Source organism: uncultured Draconibacterium sp. (assembly GCF_913063105.1).
Taxonomy (GTDB): domain Bacteria; phylum Bacteroidota; class Bacteroidia; order Bacteroidales; family Prolixibacteraceae; genus Draconibacterium.
The window spans coordinates 137886-155489 of sequence record NZ_CAJXYQ010000007.1 but is presented as its reverse complement, the minus strand read 5'-3'; the positions used below and the strand labels follow the sequence as shown (position 1 = coordinate 155489).

Genomic DNA, 17604 nt, shown 5'->3' with positions numbered 1-17604 from the left:
CTCAGCCTGTAGTTATGAGTAGAGCCAATAAAATAGCCAAATGCGTGGTTTGGGATTTGGATAATACCCTGTGGCACGGCACGCTGCCCGAAGGTGATGAGGTGCGCCTGAAAGAGGGAATAAAACACGTGCTTGAAACGCTGGATTCACGTGGTATTTTACAATCGGTGGCCAGTAAAAATAATTATGATGAGGCGATGCATCAGTTGCAAAAAATGGATGTCGACCACTTTTTTTTGTTACCTCAGATAAGCTGGAATCCAAAATCGGAAGCACTACAAAACATTGCCACCGGGTTAAATATCGGTGTCGATTCGCTTGTTTTTGTTGATGATCAGGAGTTTGAACGTCAGGAGGTGCAATTCCGCTTACCCGAGGTTCGCTGTGTTAACGGTAATGAAATCAACGACCTGCTAAACCTTGATTACCTGAATCCTGAATTTGTAACCTCCGATTCGGCTTTGCGCAGGGAAATGTACAAAAGCGATTTTTTACGAAAGGAAAAAGAACAGCTATTTCAGGGTACAAATACCGATTTTCTGGAAACACTGGGAATGAAACTCGACCTTTTTCGGGCCGGCGAAAGCGACTTGCAAAGGGCGGTTGAATTAACTGAACGCACCAATCAGCTTAACTCCTCGGGAGTAACTTTTTCTTACGAAGAATTAAAAGAGCTGGCAAAGTCTGAAAATCATTTGTTGCTAATGGCACGGTTGGAAGATAAGTTTGGAACGTATGGGCATATCGGGTTGATTTTAATTGAGAAAGATCTGAAAGTTTGGACGATACAATTATTCTTAATGTCTTGCCGTGTAATGTCGCGCGGTATTGGTGCCGTTTTGTTGGGGTACCTGATAAACCTGGCTCGTGAAAAAGAGGTGGAGTTAAAAGCGGTGTTTAAACCAACATCAAAAAATCGGATGATGAATATAACGTATCGTTTTGCCGGCTTTACCGAAGAAACAAAAATAGATGGGATTGAACTGTTGCGGCATAGGCTATGCTCACAGGTATCCATGCCAGCTTACCTCAAACTTAATGTTAAATTGTAAAACTGAAATAGGTATGAAAGAAATAGTCTTGTTTGGAATTGGGCCAATGGCAGTAAATGTATTTTACTGTTATCAGCAGTTTTCAAAAAGAAAAGTAGCTGCTTTTACAGTGGATGATTCATTCATTCAAGATGATAATTTTCTTGATAAACCTGTTGTGCCGTTTGAGACGGTTCAGAATATGTACCCCCCGGATAAATACGAGATGTTTGTAGCCATGAGCTATTCTGATATAAACCGGAATAGGGAATTAAAATGTAAAGAAGCCCGTGAAAAAGGTTATAAGCTGGGTAGTTTTATCCATCCCAATGCAGCGGTGTTTTCCGATTTAAAAATAGGCGATAATTGTTTTGTGGCCGCTTGTGTTTCTGTACAGCCTAATGTGGTTTTAGGCAATAATGTGTTTTTGCGCGATAGCTGTAATATTGGGCACGATACCCGTATTGCCGATAATTGTTACATTGGTGGGGGGGCAAGTATATCAGGCTGTATTACAATTAAAAAGAATGTGTTTTTAGGAAAAGGAACCGTTTTACGCGATGGCATTACTATTGCCGAAAATTGTATTATTGGCGCCGGTGTTACAATGCTAAACGATACCTGCCCCGGAGAGGTTTTTGTGGCCCCGAAACCTACAAAATTGCCGTTTTCGAGCGAAGGGTTTTTAAAGTGATAATTTTTTGAGTAAGCCGTACGTTGTGTACGGGCAGTCTTCTAATCTACCTCCTCAAAATCAATGTATTCACCATTTTGCTTGTTATCTTTGTTGTTGGCTTGTGGCCTGCCTTCAACCGTTACTTCCCCTTCAGGTCGCTTGGGTTGTTGCTGACGTTGTTGATCGCGCATTTTTTGTTGCATGTTTTTTACCCCTTTATCGATTATTTTTGGAAAGAGATAGCGAACAATAAAACGAAATCCAAAGTAGATAACAGCAATTATTATTAGGGTTCTGATGAAATTAACAACGTATAGTGTAATAAATAATGTCATACTAAAAACTATTTTTGCTGCGTGTTAAATAAAAAATTCACGCCAAACCACAAATTTAAATTTTTTGCTTTAGAAGGTTGCACCAGCTTGTAAATATTATTGGTTGCCAGGTAGAACTGTGCACCTTTGCCGGTGTAGCTGCAGCCAAACCCAGGTAAAAGTTTTTCGGTATTCTGCAGGTTTAAACCGGTGCTCAGTTCAAGTTTCGTTCCCAGGTTTACAGTGTAGTAGGCTGATAGGTAACTTGTTGTCCGTCCGTTGGCAACAGAAAGGTACTCTGAAAAGTTAAGTTTCATTTTATCGGTAAGCCGATATGTTGCTGATAAATTCAATTTTAAGGGCATCAACTCGTATTGCCGTTTTGCTATGGCTTCGGCCGAAGTTATAAATGGTAACGAATCGGTAAACGCCAACAGGGCTTCTTTGGGTTCAAAATAATTGGGAGCATTGGGGTCGTGCGACTGGTAAAGGTCGTCTTGAGCGTAATCCATCGATCCCGTGTAGGTATTGTCGTAGGCCCGGTATTTTAACGCTGTAAAACCTAAATCAGAAAGCGAAAAAGACACTGTGGTTTGCTCGTTAATTCGGGCACTTAAACCCAAATCAATTGCTGCACCCATATTTCTAAACTTAAAAAAATAATCACCTGCTGTAAAGTCGGGTTTTATCACAGTTTTTTTTCTTTCGCTGTCGTATTCCACATCAATGGGGCCCGATATCCGATACTCACCTGTGGGAATTACCTGCATTATTTGCTCATCGGCAAGGGTTTGCACCTGAAGATATAATTCGTTGATATCGTAATAAAATTTTCCGAATAACAATTTAGGCCGCACGCCAATACTTATTTTTTTATCTACCTGAACGGCGTAGGTAAAAGCCACTTCGCGGTACAATTTTGTTTTCAACGAAATGGGGCCATAAAGTTCCTCTTTGCCATAGTAGGGAATTAAGCCAAGGTCGATAAATTTTAGCACTTCATGGTCGAAATTGCTGGAGACTAGCATTTTTTCGGAGATGGAAAGGCCAAATGTTTGCTTGTTTTTTGTGAGGCTTAAATAAACAAGGGGTACGGTAACTAGCGAATTTGCATCGCCGGGTTCGCCCAACGAGCGGTAAAAATTATCGAAACTGTAGGAAAAGTTTTCAGAAAAAATATAGTTGGGCGAAAAGTTGGCATTCCAGCCAAACATGGCTCCCGAAACAAGAGGAAGGCCAATTACCAGTTTTTCGTTTTGGTTGTGAAATGCCGGGTTCGACAGCGATGACTGACTTACACTGGTTAAAAATTGAAGTGGGTTACCATCTTGTGCCTGTACAAAATCGAGGCTGGTAAATCCCAACAGAACTGCAATTAGTATTATTTTGATGTAAATGGCTTTCATCCGAAAAAACTAAAACACAAAATAAACGATTCTGTTGAAAGCCTTATTATAAGAGCGGAAAAAAAGGCGGAATATCCGCCCTGAATTTATTATCGTTGTTTTACATCGCCACCGCTTGATTCATTAATATCCCGAACTTCGGGCTTTCCGTAATAGTTAATATCCGAACCGCTGCTGGCACTGGCATAAATCTCGCTACTTACATTAACGGTAATATCCGAACCGCTGCTGGCGTCGGCATAACAAATAACCGCCTCAAGGTCAGCTGCTTTAATGTCCGAACCGCTGCTGGCATCAACATGCAGTGTTTTTACTTTTCCTCTCAATTTTGAATCGCTACCACTGCTGGTGTCTACCGAAATGTTTTTGTAAAACACCTCCAGTTCAACATCACTTCCACTGCTACAGCTCACTTCCAGCCTTTCGCCTTTCAGCATATTTTGCGATTTTACGTCCGACCCCGAAGAAGCACGTAATTCTTCAAGCTCTTTAACCGTTACGTAAGCTTTTTTTGTTTTATTGCCACTGCCCCAGTTAAACCAGTTGTTACGTTTCATATAAATATGCAGGGTTCCGTTTTTTATTTCGGTAATCAGGTCGTCAATTATATCGTCGTCTGCTACCACTTTTACCGCTTCGGCATCACCCATTGTGAGGTATAAATCAATTCCGGTTGATACTTTTATGGCCTTAAATCCTTCAACACGCCTGTTTTGGGTTTCGTCGCTGTTTCCGGCAAGTACAGTACCGTAGCTTGTAACGGCAACCATAAGAAGAAGAATGAGTTTTTTTAGTGTTTTCATGATTAAAATTGTTTGTTTATATGAATATTTATCAGCGAGTAGCATGCGAATTAATTGTTGATGATTGAACTAAGAAATGCGATGCCTTAAGTTGATTTGTTGAAATGACGCTGCCAAAACAAGAAAGTTACAAGTGGGACTAATTTTTTATCACATTTCCGCCCGATGATTTATGAAACTCGGTAATCGGTGGATTTCCGATAAAAAAGATGTTTCCACCGCTGCTGGCATTAGCTTTCAGCTCTTCTTTGCTGTTTACCCAAATATTTGCACCACTGCTTACTTTTGCTTCAGTTAAATTGGATACCACACTGTTGGCTTTAATGTTTGCACCGGCTGCGGCTTTTGCAAAAAAATGATTGGCCGTGCCATCCATATTAATGTTTGAACCTGCCGAGGCACTTACTATTGCATGGGCAAGCTCTACGCTTAAATGAACATTGCTTCCAGCAGCAGCCGAAATTTCCATTTCCTTACCTTTTAAAATGCCTTCGGAATACACATTACACCCGGCAATGGCTTTTATTAGTTCAAGTTGAGGAACGGTAAGCAGCACTTTGTTTTCTGTAGCACTGCGAATATTACTGGTTGATTTTATTTCCAGACGCTGGTCTGTTACTGTCGTTTCAATTACCTCATGAAGGTTCTCATCAGCAATAACCACCACTTTGGTTTCGTTGCCCTGGGTAATGTACACATTCATTCCGCGGCTAACTTTTAGTTCGTCAAAAGTATCCAGATGACGTGCTTGTTCAACAACATTGCCGTTGCCTTTTATCGATGGCGAAAACAAACAGGAGGACAATCCAAACAGTAAAAGGAGGTATGTAAATACTACTACAGTTTGTTTCATTTACTTATAATTTGGTTTATAATTGCTTTGCAAAGTATTTGAAACAGGCTGAAAAAGTGAAAAAATTTCGTTAAACCACAGTATTTTATCGGTGAGCAGGCATAAAAAAAGCCGACAATTTTATTGCCGGCTTTACACATCTATCTATTTACCCTTATGCCCCGTGTTTAAAACGATCGCCTTGCATGGGTTTTCTTTCAAAGTCTCCTTTTCTGTCTTTTCGGCCTTTCATATTATCAAACTTTATGCGTTGTTCATCGCTCAGCATCGAGCGAATTTCCTGGTGCTGACGAGCTCTGATTTTTTGCATATCAGCCTTAATTTTTGCCATTTGATCAATATTTTTTTCAATGGCTTTCATATCAGCACTTTCGGCAGTAGACAGTGTTTGTTGTCTGGCTTCCAGTTCGTTTAACTCGTTGCGAAGTGGTTGCATTTTTTTAGCGGTTTCCAAACGAAGCTTCTTCATCTGTTCTTGTTGTTCTTCGGTAAAAAAATCTTTGAACTGGTCTCTGGCTTTGTCTGTTCTGTCGGCCATCATCTGGCGTTGTTGTGGCAAACGCTTTCTGTTTTCAGTTTTTTGTGCCATAGCACCAAATGATAGGAAAAAAATTGCAATCAGTGTTAATGTTAAAATTCTAGTTTTCATTTTTTATACTTTTTAATTGTTTTGTAATTGCTGCTTTGACGGGTAACAACGAATTTGGTTTAATGCTTTTTTAATTTTAACGCGCGTTAACTTTTCTGCAATGCAATATGTTACCACTAATAGTAAACAGTTTGGTTTTAATATAAATTAACGTAATGTATTGTGGTCGGTGGTGACATATATCAGGTAAGATTTCTTACTTTTGGCAGTTTAAAACCATGCAAAACTTTATTTAGAACCCCGGAGAATGTGGTTCGGGGAATGAAAAAAGATTGGGAAATTAAATTTTAAGCAGATGAAGAGAAGACTATTAATAGGAATAACGATTGTTGCTGTAGTTGGTATTAGCTTTTTTAGCTTTACCCGCGATCAGAAAAATTTTGAAATAGCAAAAAACCTTGATATTTACCATACGCTTTTTCGTGAGCTTAACATGTTTTATGTTGACGATGTAAATCCGAACGACCTGGTAAAAACAAGTATCGATAAAATGCTCGAATCCCTCGATCCTTACACCAATTATATCTCGGAAGACCAGATTGAAGACTTTCGTTTTATGACTACCGGCGAGTACGCGGGTATTGGAGCTTTAATTAGTAAACAGAATGATAAAATTATAATTGCCGAGCCTTATGAAGGATTTCCGGCGCAAAAGTTTGGTTTAAAAGCAGGTGATATTCTTCTTGAAGTGGAGGGGAAAAATACCAGCGAAATGAGCACCGAAGATGTAAGTTCATTGTTAAAAGGACCGGCCAATAAACCGGTATCGATTAAAGTACAGCGCCCCGGGCAAAAGAAAACCTTTACGGTTGATGTGGTTCGCGAAAAAATAAGCATTAACGCAGTACCGTACTATGGAATGATTGACCAGCGTACGGCCTACATCCGTCTCTCAAATTTTACAGCTAACTGTAGTGCCGATGTGCAAAAAGCATTTCTGGAATTAAAAGAAAACAACCCCGATGGTTTAATTCTTGATTTACGTGGAAATCCCGGAGGATTATTGATGGAAGCAGTAAAAATTGTAAACTTTTTTGTTCCTCAGGGAGAGGAGATTGTAAGCACACGGGGTAAAGTAAAACAATGGGATAAAGTGTACAAAGCCAATGCAGCCCCAATGGACACAACTATTAAAATTGCTGTTTTGGTGAATAGCGGATCGGCTTCAGCCTCCGAAATTGTGGCAGGCGCCATTCAGGATTTAGACCGGGGAATTGTGGTTGGAACACGCACCTTTGGGAAAGGCCTTGTGCAAACAACCCGCGATTTAAGTTACAATACCAAGTTAAAGGTTACCACTGCAAAATATTACATTCCAAGCGGCCGGTGTATTCAGGCTCTTGATTATTCGCACCGAAATGACGATGGAAGTGTGGGACATATCCCCGATTCGTTGATTACCGAGTTTACAACAAAAAAAGGACGGAAGGTATACGATGGCGGTGGTGTTGTGCCGGATGTTAAAATTGAAGGCGAACAGTTGAGTACTTTGGCTATTGAACTGGTAACCCGTTTTATGATTTTTGACTTTGCCACCAGGTATTCCAACGAAAACGAAAGTATTCCTGAGCCCGAAGCATTTTCGATAACTGATGATATTTATAAGCAGTTTGCCACCTTTGTTCAACAAAGCGAATTTAAATACGAATCGGCTTCGCAAGACGACCTGGAAGCCTTGCTGAAAACCGCCAAACGTGAAAAATATTACGGACTGGCCGAAGCGGAGTTTGAAGCCCTTGAAGCAAAACTGGAACCCGATTTGGAGAAAGACTTAGGTGTTTTCAGAGAAGAGTTGAGCGAATTGCTTGAAAGCGAAATCGTTTCACGCTACTATTATCAGAAAGGCTCGATTCGGGCATCAATAAACGACGATAAAGGGATTAAGAAAACCATTGAAGCCATGCATTCAGAAACGGCTTACGCTGGTTATTTTCAACCCGGATTGGTTGTTGGAATGAATTAACAAAGCGTTTTTTACACTACTATAAAAGGGAGGTTTTTGCAAAAAAAACCTCCCTTTTTTTCAACCTTAAGCCTGCCTGTTTGTTCTACAAATACAACCCAACCAATTTGTTTGTAGCAACTTTTCTTATCCAACTTATTTTGTTAATTTAAACCTACCAATTGGAGAAGTATGAACTTTAGAGAGTTTTTAAAAACAGAACTGTTCCAGAGCGGAAATTTTACGCTTACAGTATACAACATTTTCTTAATTTTTGTGGTGTTGCTGGCCACATTGATAGCCCTTAAAGTTGTTCGCAGGTTTTTTAAGCGCTACATTAAAAAACAAGAAGCAGAACGACGTTCTTACTGGTCGGTTTACCTTATTCTAAGGTATGTAGTTTGGGTGGTAATTATAATCTTTCTACTCGAGTCGTCGGGACTGAAGGTTTCGGTGCTCCTGGCAAGTATAACAGCTTTATTGGTAGGGGTTGGCTTTGGTATTCAGCAGCTTTTTAGCGATATAGCTTCAGGTATCGTGCTTTTGGTTGAACGAAACCTGCAGATTGATGATGTTATTCAGTTGCAGGATGGTACCGTTGGACGCGTAATTCACATAGGGCTTCGTACCTCAAAACTAAAAACACGCGACGATATTATTTTGGTTGTCCCCAACTCGAAGTTTGTAAACGATAAAATTATTAACTGGAGCCAGATGGATTACAACACCCGGTTTTCGGTTGATGTGGGGGTTGCTTATGGTTCCGACACCAAATTGGTAACCGAAATTTTGCTCAACTGTGTTTTTAAAAACAAACACATTTCAAATCATCCGAAACCCTTTGTAAGGTTTAATAATTTTGGTGACTCGGCACTTGAGTTCCAGGTTTTCTTTTGGGTGCGCGAAACGTTTTATGTAGAGAATATTAAAAGCGAATTGCGCTACGCCATCGATGATGAATTCCGGAAGAATAAAGTGCAAATTCCTTTCCCGCAACGCGATATTCATATAAAAAGTACGGTTAAAAAGCCGGATTAGAAAAATAAAAAGAGTTAGTGATGAAGCAAGTCATAAAATTTATTATTCCGTTTTTACTGCTGCTTTTAGCGGTGTTTTTTAAGTTTTTTATAAAAGAATATGAGTTGGTTAATTCCAGCCTCATTCCGTTTTTTAACAAGGCAGGCTCTATTCTTTTAATTCTTAGTATTGCCTGGGCGTCAATAGTTTTGTTAAGGGCATTTAAAAAAGTTATTTTGGCAAAACTCGATACTTCGCAAGAAGATAACTTGCGCGAACGAAAGTTTCTCACCCAATTCAATATCATGGAAAGTATAATCTATTTTCTGATTATTTTAATTGCCATAGGAACTGCCCTGATGATGTTTGAGGAGGTGCGGCAATTGGGAATTAGTTTATTTGCTTCGGCAGGTGTGGCCGGTATAATTATTGGTTTTGCTGCACAAAAACTTATTGCAACCGTATTGGCGGGCTTGCAAATTGCAATTACACAGCCTATTCGGCTTGATGATGTAGTGATTATTGAAAACGAGTGGGGAAGAATAGAAGAGATAACCCTAACGTATGTAGTTGTAAAAATATGGGATCAGCGCCGCCTGGTAGTGCCATCTACCTATTTTTTTGAAAAACCTTTTCAAAACTGGACAAGAACGTCAGCAGAAATTTTAGGTACCGTATTTTTATATACCGACTATCGTGTTTCGTTTGAAGCTTTGCGAAAGGAGCTGACACGTTTACTTGAAAACACGCCACTTTGGGACAAGAAAGTAAATGTGTTGCAGGTAACCGATGCCAAAGAATACGGAGTTGAAATAAGAGCCCTGGTAAGTGCTAAAGATTCGCCAACAGCATGGGATTTGCGGGTGTACATACGCGAAAAAATGATTGACTTTATACAGCAAAATTACCCCGAGAGTTTACCTCGGACGCGTGTTGTGTTTGAAGATGGTGAAATGAAACACAATTTTACACCTCATAACAACAATACCAAAAATTAACAGAAGCATGAAAATTTATTTTGCCGGATCGATTCGCGGGGGGAGACAAGATGCCAAATTGTATGAACAGCTTATTGATTACCTGAAAGCTTTTGCCGAAGTGCTAACCGAGCATGTTGGCGATGCGGCATTAACAAGTGCGGGCGACGATGGCCCCGATGATCAGTTTATTCACGATAGAGATTTGGATTGGTTAAAAGAGGCCGATGCAGTGGTTGCTGAAGTAACAACAGTTTCAATGGGTGTTGGTTACGAAATTGGCCGTGCGGTTGAAATGAAAAAACCTGTACTTTGTCTTTTTCGTAATGCGAATAATAAACGCCTGTCAGCCATGATATCGGGCTGTAACGAGCTTGAAGTTATTTATTACACAGGTTTTAACGAGGCAAAAGATGCCATTAAAAACTTCCTGAAAAAGCATTGATGACATTCTATTTTCCCATCCCCGGAGCAAGTACATTAAACGGATAAATGGGTAAATTACGGGCAACCCAAAACAAAATCACCACAACAAAAATAATCCATGGAGTTTGCTTTTTATAGAATAAATTGGGCAGTTTCCAGCCCAGCATTTTATTTAGCAGTGGGTGCACGTAATGGTATAAAATTAGAAGTGCAGCAGGTAAAAACAAAAAGTTGTAACTTATTACCCCGGCAATATTAAAATGTAATAAACTGTGAAGTGCACGTTGCGAACCACATCCCGGACAATAACCCCCGGTAAGCGAATAAAACAAACATGTTGGGAAAATCTCGTGCTTCGAGGGGTCGAGCAGGAAAAAAAGAACTGCTACTCCTGTAATTAGAAGTAGCAGTATAATATTTACTGATTTTTTCATTTGTATAAATACTCGCTCAACTTATTAGGGTTGCGCTAAAAATTCAAATGCGCTTTTAATTAGCAAAGCTGTGGTTTTACTTCAACTGCTCTTTGCTAAAAGTCTAAGGCATCAAGCGATAGCCCTGCAATAACGCCAAATACCGATAATAGCGTAAAAATAATAGCAACTGCCAGGCCACTTGCTAATCCAATCCAGGCCCAAAGTTTTGCGTTTTTACTGGCGTTAAGCGCACCCTGGTAATCGCCTGCATTAAATTTTGAGTTTACCTGTGCTGCAAAAACAATGGATACAATACCTAATATCTGGCAACAAAAAATGGTAACAAGAATAGCAAAAACCAAATAGTTAGGCGGAGGAGATTGCTGTTGATTGACTTGATCATTCATGGTTATTAAGTTTAAAATTGATGATGCAAGCAAAGTTAATCCAACTATTTAGCATAACAAAGCAATGCCCGAAAAAAATAAAATTAGTGTAAGTGATAAAAAATCAGCTAGATAGGTGGTTTTGATGCTAAAGTAAAGAAGAATATACTCGGTCAACTAGCATTATTTTGTATATATCTTCAGGATATACACAACTCTGTTGGAGAAGAAGTTTACGCTATAATCTCAGCAATTCCGTGTACGTTAACAAGTAATTAACACTTTAGCATTAAACCTAAAAAAGACTAAATGGTCTTAATAGGTGTAAAACAGAATGAAAACAATTTAAAAACAGCAATGAAACACTTAATGAAACTGGTATTATCTGGCCTTCTTTTAGTTGGAGCGCTAGCTTATGCCAAAGCGGATACTCCGGAAAAATCAACAAATCCGGACGATGATGGGAAGGGGAAAATTATTGGAAAAATTGTAGATAAAGAATCGACAAGCCCCATGGAGTTTGCCAATATTGCCGTATACACCTTAACAGACTCTACTTTAATAACCGGTGGAATAACCAATGAAAATGGAGAATTTGAGATTGCAGATGTTGCCTACGGCGACTATTTTCTGGAAGCTAATTTTATCGGTTTCGATAAAACAAATGTAAATAATATTATTCTCGACCGGGGAAACCGGGTGTACAATATTGGCGCAGTTAGCCTTAGCCCTTCAACAGTAGCCATTGGTGCTATTGATGTGGTGGCCGACAGGGCAGCTGTAGAGTACAAGCTCGATAAAAAAGTAGTTAATGTTAGCCAGGTAATTAGCGCGGTGGGTGGCACTGCTGTTGATGTATTGGAGAATACACCATCCATTCAGGTTGATATCGAAGGTAATGTTTCGCTAAGAGGCTCGGGCAATTTTACCGTATTAATTGATGGTAGGCCGAGTGTTTTAAGCGGCAGCGATGCCTTACGCCAGATACCTTCTTCGGCAATCGAGAATATCGAAATTATTACCAATCCATCGGCAAAATACGAACCCGATGGCACAGCAGGGATTATCAACCTGGTTATGAAAAAGAATTCGTTGAACGGATTAAACGGTATTGTAAATGCCAGTATTGGAACCGGCGAAAAATACCAGGGCGATTTTATGCTCAACTATCGAATGGAAAAACTTAACCTGTTTTTTGGTGCCGATTGGCGAGACGAGATCAATAACGGAGAAATGAAAATCAGACGAGAAACGTATTACAACGATACTACCGAATTTTTAAATATGGATGGCGATCGCAACTGGATACGCGGTGGACACAGCGTTAAAGGAGGTACCGATTGGTATTTGAACGATCGTTCAACACTAACATTTTCGGGCGAAGTTGGTGTTTCTGAGCGCTCGAACGAAGGTGGTGGGCGTACCGAGAATTTTTTCATTCCAGCCGCCGATCATATCTATTCTATAAGTGAAGAAACTTCTGTTCGAAAAAATGATTACTATACCCTAAATATGAATTTTCAGCAAAAATTTAACGACGAAGGGCACCGCCTCGAGGCTTCAGCATTCTATTCTAACGAAACCGGAACAGATAATGAAACTGAAGGAGAACTTCTTGCTGATGCCGATTTTATCCCTTCTGATGAATTTTTGTCCCGGGTGTCGACTTTTGAAACAGAAGAGGAGCAAGATATTCGTTTAAAGCTTGATTATACCTACCCGTTTAGTGAGGATGGCCGCTTTGAAGCCGGTTACCAGGGGCGTTTAGAAAGCGAACTCGAGGAACTGGAATTTCGTGATTTCGACCAGGAAAGTGGCTCGTGGATTATTAACGATGAATATTCAAGCGCTACCGATTTTCAACGCGATATTCATGCAGTATACTCTACTTACAGCAACAAAAGCGGGAAACTGGCATATATGGCCGGATTGCGCGGCGAACTAACGCTTCGTGAAATTCAAAATTCAAATGCCACTGAAACATCATCATTAAATCGCTTTGATTTGTTTCCTACGGCACATTTTTCGTATCAGGTAAATAAAACAGCCGACTTAACGGCCAGTTACAGCCGCCGGATAAACCGCCCTAGCGGTCGCGATTTGGATCCAACGCCCAATTACTACAACCGGTACACCATTCGTTTTGGTAATCCCGATTTAAAACCTGAGTATACCAATTCATACGAGATTGGTATGCTGAAGCGCTTTGGCGAAACCCGTTCGTATGTGTCGGCCGACCTGTTCAGAAGGGTTACCAACAATAAAATTGACCGAACCGAGGAACGGGGAGACGACGGCATATTTTACCTTTACACCGATAATTTTGATAAAGATTATGCTACGGGTGTTGAGTTTACCGGTAACCTGAGCTATAAAGAATGGTTGATACTGAATGCCAGTGTTAATGTATTTAATTATAAAATTACCGGCGACCTGAATGGCGAATCGATTGACCAGGAAAGTACCAACTGGGGAGGAAGAATGAATACTACTTTTAAGTTCTCTCCAAGTTCTCGTTTTCAGGTTACAGCTTTCTTTCGCGGCTCGTCAGTTTCTGCACAGGGCGAAACCGGAGCCATGTTTTTTACCAATTTCTCGTACCGACAGGAGTTTTGGAATAATAAACTGGCTGCAACAGTTAGTTTTCGCGATCCCTTTGGTACCGCTCGTTTTGAGCGAACCACCTATGGCGACGATTTCAAAAGTTCATTCCGCATGCAACGCGAACCACGTGTGGTATTCTTAACCCTTAGTTATAAAATAAATAACTTTAAAGAAGAGCGACGCGGTAACGGCGGAGGCGATGGCGGAATGGATATGGGTGGTGGCGATTATTAGAAATAATACGTTTTTTACAAATACAAATGCTGCTCGTTGAGCGGCATTTTTTATTGAAAAACATTATTTTCGGTTATGATTACAGTTTGCCAGGAGCAAAATACCGATTCTGCAATTGAGGTATTGCGCAAAATTCCGGAATTAGCCGAGCCCATTGAAAAACAGAACTTAACGGGGCGCTTAAAAACCGATCCGATAATATTGGTGGCCTACTCCGGTGCAACAGCCGTTGGCGTTAAAATCGGCTATTGCCGCTACAACGATGGTTCGTTTTATTCTTGGTTGGGCGGAGTGCTCCCTACCTATCGAAACAAAGGAATTGCCCAACGGTTAACCCAGAAAATGGAGCAATTGGCCCGGGGCAAAGGTTATACTTCAATGGTTTTAAAAACCCGCAACAAGTTCAAACCAATGCTACATTTTGCGCTAAAAAACGGGTACTCCATTGTTGGTTTTCAAGAAAAAGACAGCATTTTAGAACATCGTATACTATTAAGTAAAAAACTTTGAAACGCTTTGCCGGGAAACGCTTCAGACCGGATTGAAAACAATTCAACTGAAAATTCAGTTTAAAAACTGATAAAACAGTTGCATAACTGAAAAATCAGTTGTATGTTTGTCTGCGTAATTCGAAAAGTCTCAGTACCCGGTACTTTGTGCTCAGTACTAAAAACTAATAGTCCGCAAAATGAAGAAACTAACAAAAAAGGAAGAGGAGCTGATGAAAATCCTCTGGAAACTGGAAAAAGCATTTGTAAAAGACATTGTTGAGTTGTATCCCGAGCCTAAACCACATTACAATACCATTTCGTCGTTGGTGCGTTTGTTGCAGGATAAAGGAGTGATAGGCTTTAAACAATACGGCAACACCTACCAGTATTTTCCGCTGATCTCGAAAGAAGAGTACCGTCGCTCGTTTATGAACCAGGTAGTTAGCGATTATTTCGATAACTCGTACAAAAGTGCTGTGGCCTTTTTTGTAAAAGAGAAGAACCTGTCGGAGGAGGAGATTGACGAGTTGGTAAAACTGATAAAAGATAAAAAATAATGGAAAGTTTCTTGTTTTATATCGGGAAGGTGGCACTTGGGGCAGGCGCATTGTATTTGCTGTACATGGCGTTGTTTCAACACCAGAAACATTTTGTGTTTAACCGCATTTATTTGCCGGTTTCTTTGGCATTAAGTTTTTTAATTCCGCTAATTACGTTTACCCGAATTAAGTATATTCAGCCGTCGATGGTAAATGCAGCCAATAGTTTTGCCTACCTGCCCGAAACAGCTGTAGCATCCGAGCAAGCATTTGCACTCCAGTGGTTTCATTACCTGCTGGGAATTTATTTGCTTGGAATAGTGGTGTTTACTGTTCATTTACTGCTGGGGCACCTCAAAGCCATAAAAATTATACGCTTTAGCTACTTAAAAGAATTGTTTGGTGCCGAAGTAAACCTAACGAAAAAAGATGTGCACCCTTTTTCGTTTTTTAAGCGTATTGTAGTTTCGGAGAAAACGCTTGACAACCCCAACCTTGAAGTAATTGTAAACCACGAAATGGTGCATGTAAGAGAAAATCACACACTCGATATTCTTTTTGCCGAAATTCTTTTTCTGTTTCAGTGGTTTAATCCCTTTGCGTGGTTGCTAAAAGCGGCCATTCGCGATAACCTGGAATACCTTACCGATGACCAAATAACGAAAAACAATAATGCCGAAGCTTACCAAATGGCCATGGTGGGTTTAGCGCATAAAAAAGGAGTGGCTCCCTTTTTGACTGCGCTTAACGGCTCTCAATTAAAAAACCGTATTATTATGATGAAAAAGAAAACAGAAAACCGGTACAGCCTGCTGAAACAGTTAGTTGTGCTGCCCATGCTGGCCATTTTGGTAATGGGTTTGTCGAACAAAGAGGTGAAAACTGAATTTGTTCAGGCCAAAAAAAATGTTCAGATTATTGTCGACGGAGTAGTGATTCCACAAGATCATCCTGACCTGAAAAACATTGATTTCTCTGAAGGAATTGATGGGGCCGAAATTACCAAAGCTTTAGGAATTGAAGACAATGTAGTTTCGAATGGTATCGATATTAAAGAGAATGGCGAACCTTCGGTGTTTTTTATCCGCACTTCGGATTATGTGGAGGGCACCAATGCTGATTTTGACCAGCTGACCGCCGAAACTACCATTTCTGAAATTACTGTTAAAGGAAAAATTACCAACGACAAAGGCGAACCAATTCCGGCAGTGGCCGTGCTTATCGAAGGTAGCACCACAGGAACCCTATCAGACATGCAGGGTAATTACGAGATTAGAGTTGCCAACAAAGATGCAGTACTCGTTTTTAATATGTTGGGTTATGAGTTTAAAAAAGTTCCGGTTAACAAAGAAAAAATAAATGTGGTGTTAACCAGAAGCGATATCGATTCGCAGCAATCGGCATACGGAGTTGCTGTTTCACCAAAACTGAAGGTAAGCGGTAAAGTTACCAACGAAAAAGGCGAGCCAATAGTGGCTGCTGCTGTTTTGGTAAAAGGTTCTAACGTTGGAACCATTACCGATCTTTCAGGCAACTACGAAATAAAAACAGATGCAAACCAAACGCTGGTCTTCTCAATGATTGGCTATCAGGCAAAAGAGGTGAAAATAAACGGAGAGAAAGCAATTAATGTAAGCTTGATTGCTGATGGAACTGGCTCGGACGATGAAATTAAAATTATTGGCTACGGAAAGAAAAAGGATGTTACCATTGATGTACATAGTTTGAAAATTACGAATGAAGACGGGGAGGCTCCCTTGTACATTTTGGATGGGAAAGAGATAGGAAAAGTAGAAGAAATTTCGGCAGAAGAACTCGAGTCGATTTCGGTATTAAAAGACGAAAATGCTACAGCTCTTTATGGCGAAAAGGGCAAGAACGGTGTTGTAATTTTTACCACCAAAGAGCGCGTAAAAAATGAAATGCACAATGCCCTGGTTATAAAAGACGGTAAAAAGTACGATGGCGAAGTTAGCGATATCGATGCCGAAAGCATTGAGTCGATCAATATACTAAAGGGCGAATCGGCTATCGAAAAATATGGCCCGGCTGCAAAAGATGGCGCCATTGTAATAAAATCGAAAAACGCTGCCAAAATTGAAGGAGCACCACTTGTTTATGTTGATGGCATAAAGTACGAAGGCGAAATGGATGATATTAAGCCCGACGATATCGAATCAATTTCAGTTTTAAAAGATGCCACAGCAGTGGTAAGGTTTGGCGCTGAAGCCAAAGATGGGGTGATATTGATTACCACCAAATCGGCCGAAATTACTTCGGTAATAGAACTGCGAAAGTTTATTGCTGAACGAATAAAATATCCGCTTGATTTGCGCAATGCCAACCAGGAGGGGGTAAGCAAAGTTTATGTTGAGCTTAGCGAAAACGGAACCATCTCGAATGTTGGTACTGAAAAAATTGATGGAGCAGTACAAGTGGATGAGGTGGTTGTGGTTGCCTACAAACCAACCGAAAATATCGGGTCTGTTGTTTTAGGTGTACAAGGAAAATTCGACAGTGAAGCTAAACGGGTTCTGTATACTTTGCCAAAACTAAAGATTGATGACTTAAAAGGAAAAACATTGGAGTTTACCGTAAAATTTATGCTGCAATAAAAGAACTGAACCAGTTTAGTTAAAGAAATGCCATTCCGCTGAGTATTCTCAAATGGGATGGCATTTTTTGCTGCCCAGCAAATCGTTTTTTTTGTAAAAGGAGGTGCCCGAAAAATGAGGGTGAAGGATTAGTCTGTTCGACTTAAGCTTTTCTTGTGTCAGAGAAAGGCTATCGGATGGGGTAACAAGATCATCTTATAAAAGATGTATTACATCTTATGGTTA

At 40.1% G+C, this 17604-nt stretch carries 17 protein-coding genes; 10 read left to right on the top strand and 7 right to left on the bottom strand.

The features are described 5' to 3' along the window. Positions 1 to 14: 14 nt before the first annotated feature. Positions 15 to 1052 carry an HAD-IIIC family phosphatase gene (locus tag QZ574_RS09235; protein WP_297089091.1) on the top strand — a complete coding sequence of 346 codons (1038 nt, stop codon included), beginning with the start codon at positions 15 to 17 and terminating at the stop codon, positions 1050 to 1052. A 13-nt stretch (positions 1053 to 1065) separates the two neighbouring features. Next, a complete protein-coding gene (locus QZ574_RS09230) occupies positions 1066 to 1725 on the top strand; it encodes an acetyltransferase (RefSeq protein WP_297089089.1) in 660 nt (219 codons plus the stop codon). Between the two features lie 41 nt (positions 1726 to 1766). Here the strand turns inward: QZ574_RS09230 and QZ574_RS09225 are convergent, their stop codons facing one another. The 5 genes from QZ574_RS09225 to QZ574_RS09205 all read right to left on the bottom strand — a co-directional run bounded on the left by QZ574_RS09225 (position 1767) and on the right by QZ574_RS09205 (position 5732). After that, positions 1767 to 2042: a DUF4834 family protein gene (locus QZ574_RS09225; protein WP_297089087.1), complete on the bottom strand. Its 276-nt coding sequence runs from the start codon at positions 2040 to 2042 to the stop codon at positions 1767 to 1769. 8 nt (positions 2043 to 2050) lie between these two features. Continuing rightward, on the bottom strand, positions 2051 to 3427 hold the full coding sequence (locus QZ574_RS09220; protein WP_297089085.1) for a DUF5723 family protein: 1377 nt from the start codon (positions 3425 to 3427) through the stop codon (positions 2051 to 2053). 89 nt (positions 3428 to 3516) lie between these two features. Next, on the bottom strand, positions 3517 to 4230 hold the full coding sequence (locus QZ574_RS09215; protein WP_297089083.1) for a head GIN domain-containing protein: 714 nt from the start codon (positions 4228 to 4230) through the stop codon (positions 3517 to 3519). A gap of 139 nt (positions 4231 to 4369) precedes the next feature. After that, entirely contained in the window at positions 4370 to 5083 is a 714-nt protein-coding gene (locus QZ574_RS09210; RefSeq protein ID WP_297089081.1) for a head GIN domain-containing protein, read from the bottom strand. A 154-nt stretch (positions 5084 to 5237) separates the two neighbouring features. Beyond that, positions 5238 to 5732, bottom strand: coding sequence for a periplasmic heavy metal sensor (locus QZ574_RS09205; RefSeq protein WP_297089079.1), 495 nt, complete (start codon positions 5730 to 5732; stop codon positions 5238 to 5240). A 295-nt stretch (positions 5733 to 6027) separates the two neighbouring features. Between QZ574_RS09205 and QZ574_RS09200 the strand changes: the two genes are divergently transcribed. From QZ574_RS09200 to QZ574_RS09185, 4 genes are all read left to right on the top strand, one after another. Continuing rightward, positions 6028 to 7695: a S41 family peptidase gene (locus QZ574_RS09200; protein WP_297089076.1), complete on the top strand. Its 1668-nt coding sequence runs from the start codon at positions 6028 to 6030 to the stop codon at positions 7693 to 7695. Between the two features lie 171 nt (positions 7696 to 7866). Beyond that, the gene (locus QZ574_RS09195) at positions 7867 to 8712 is read left to right on the top strand and encodes a mechanosensitive ion channel domain-containing protein (RefSeq protein ID WP_297089074.1); all 846 of its coding nucleotides are present in this window, start codon (positions 7867 to 7869) and stop codon (positions 8710 to 8712) included. A 20-nt stretch (positions 8713 to 8732) separates the two neighbouring features. Beyond that, entirely contained in the window at positions 8733 to 9689 is a 957-nt protein-coding gene (locus QZ574_RS09190) for a mechanosensitive ion channel domain-containing protein (RefSeq protein WP_297089072.1), read from the top strand. Positions 9690 to 9696: 7 nt separating this feature from the next. After that, a complete protein-coding gene (locus QZ574_RS09185; protein WP_297089070.1) occupies positions 9697 to 10113 on the top strand; it encodes a nucleoside 2-deoxyribosyltransferase in 417 nt (138 codons plus the stop codon). 7 nt (positions 10114 to 10120) lie between these two features. On the opposite strand, the gene QZ574_RS09180 is transcribed toward QZ574_RS09185, so the two are convergent. Together QZ574_RS09180 and QZ574_RS09175 are read right to left on the bottom strand one after the other, a co-directional pair. Continuing rightward, the gene (locus QZ574_RS09180; protein WP_297089068.1) at positions 10121 to 10528 is read right to left on the bottom strand and encodes a DUF2752 domain-containing protein; all 408 of its coding nucleotides are present in this window, start codon (positions 10526 to 10528) and stop codon (positions 10121 to 10123) included. 95 nt (positions 10529 to 10623) lie between these two features. Then, the gene (locus tag QZ574_RS09175; protein WP_297089066.1) at positions 10624 to 10917 is read right to left on the bottom strand and encodes a CD225/dispanin family protein; all 294 of its coding nucleotides are present in this window, start codon (positions 10915 to 10917) and stop codon (positions 10624 to 10626) included. Between the two features lie 288 nt (positions 10918 to 11205). Here QZ574_RS09175 and QZ574_RS09170 point away from each other — a divergent pair, with 288 nt between their 5' ends. The 4 genes from QZ574_RS09170 to QZ574_RS09155 all read left to right on the top strand — a co-directional run bounded on the left by QZ574_RS09170 (position 11206) and on the right by QZ574_RS09155 (position 17379). After that, complete coding sequence (locus QZ574_RS09170) at positions 11206 to 13734, top strand: TonB-dependent receptor (protein WP_297089063.1); 2529 nt, start codon at positions 11206 to 11208, stop codon at positions 13732 to 13734. 75 nt (positions 13735 to 13809) lie between these two features. Further along, a complete protein-coding gene (locus QZ574_RS09165; RefSeq protein ID WP_297089061.1) occupies positions 13810 to 14244 on the top strand; it encodes a GNAT family N-acetyltransferase in 435 nt (144 codons plus the stop codon). Positions 14245 to 14422: 178 nt separating this feature from the next. Next, the gene (locus tag QZ574_RS09160) at positions 14423 to 14782 is read left to right on the top strand and encodes a BlaI/MecI/CopY family transcriptional regulator (RefSeq protein WP_297089059.1); all 360 of its coding nucleotides are present in this window, start codon (positions 14423 to 14425) and stop codon (positions 14780 to 14782) included. Beyond that, a complete protein-coding gene (locus tag QZ574_RS09155; RefSeq protein ID WP_297089057.1) occupies positions 14782 to 17379 on the top strand; it encodes a carboxypeptidase-like regulatory domain-containing protein in 2598 nt (865 codons plus the stop codon). The genes QZ574_RS09160 and QZ574_RS09155 overlap by 1 nt, the downstream gene beginning before the upstream one ends. The last annotated feature ends 225 nt before the right edge of the window (positions 17380 to 17604 follow it).

Coding starts and splice junctions, on each gene's coding strand:
- QZ574_RS09235 (WP_297089091.1), top strand. CDS start 15: ATGAGTAGAGCCAATAAAATAGCCAAATGCGTGGTTTGGGATTTGGAT.
- QZ574_RS09230 (WP_297089089.1), top strand. CDS start 1,066: ATGAAAGAAATAGTCTTGTTTGGAATTGGGCCAATGGCAGTAAATGTA.
- QZ574_RS09225 (WP_297089087.1), bottom strand. CDS start 2,042: ATGACATTATTTATTACACTATACGTTGTTAATTTCATCAGAACCCTA.
- QZ574_RS09220 (WP_297089085.1), bottom strand. CDS start 3,427: ATGAAAGCCATTTACATCAAAATAATACTAATTGCAGTTCTGTTGGGA.
- QZ574_RS09215 (WP_297089083.1), bottom strand. CDS start 4,230: ATGAAAACACTAAAAAAACTCATTCTTCTTCTTATGGTTGCCGTTACA.
- QZ574_RS09210 (WP_297089081.1), bottom strand. CDS start 5,083: ATGAAACAAACTGTAGTAGTATTTACATACCTCCTTTTACTGTTTGGA.
- QZ574_RS09205 (WP_297089079.1), bottom strand. CDS start 5,732: ATGAAAACTAGAATTTTAACATTAACACTGATTGCAATTTTTTTCCTA.
- QZ574_RS09200 (WP_297089076.1), top strand. CDS start 6,028: ATGAAGAGAAGACTATTAATAGGAATAACGATTGTTGCTGTAGTTGGT.
- QZ574_RS09195 (WP_297089074.1), top strand. CDS start 7,867: ATGAACTTTAGAGAGTTTTTAAAAACAGAACTGTTCCAGAGCGGAAAT.
- QZ574_RS09190 (WP_297089072.1), top strand. CDS start 8,733: ATGAAGCAAGTCATAAAATTTATTATTCCGTTTTTACTGCTGCTTTTA.
- QZ574_RS09185 (WP_297089070.1), top strand. CDS start 9,697: ATGAAAATTTATTTTGCCGGATCGATTCGCGGGGGGAGACAAGATGCC.
- QZ574_RS09180 (WP_297089068.1), bottom strand. CDS start 10,528: ATGAAAAAATCAGTAAATATTATACTGCTACTTCTAATTACAGGAGTA.
- QZ574_RS09175 (WP_297089066.1), bottom strand. CDS start 10,917: ATGAATGATCAAGTCAATCAACAGCAATCTCCTCCGCCTAACTATTTG.
- QZ574_RS09170 (WP_297089063.1), top strand. CDS start 11,206: ATGGTCTTAATAGGTGTAAAACAGAATGAAAACAATTTAAAAACAGCA.
- QZ574_RS09165 (WP_297089061.1), top strand. CDS start 13,810: ATGATTACAGTTTGCCAGGAGCAAAATACCGATTCTGCAATTGAGGTA.
- QZ574_RS09160 (WP_297089059.1), top strand. CDS start 14,423: ATGAAGAAACTAACAAAAAAGGAAGAGGAGCTGATGAAAATCCTCTGG.
- QZ574_RS09155 (WP_297089057.1), top strand. CDS start 14,782: ATGGAAAGTTTCTTGTTTTATATCGGGAAGGTGGCACTTGGGGCAGGC.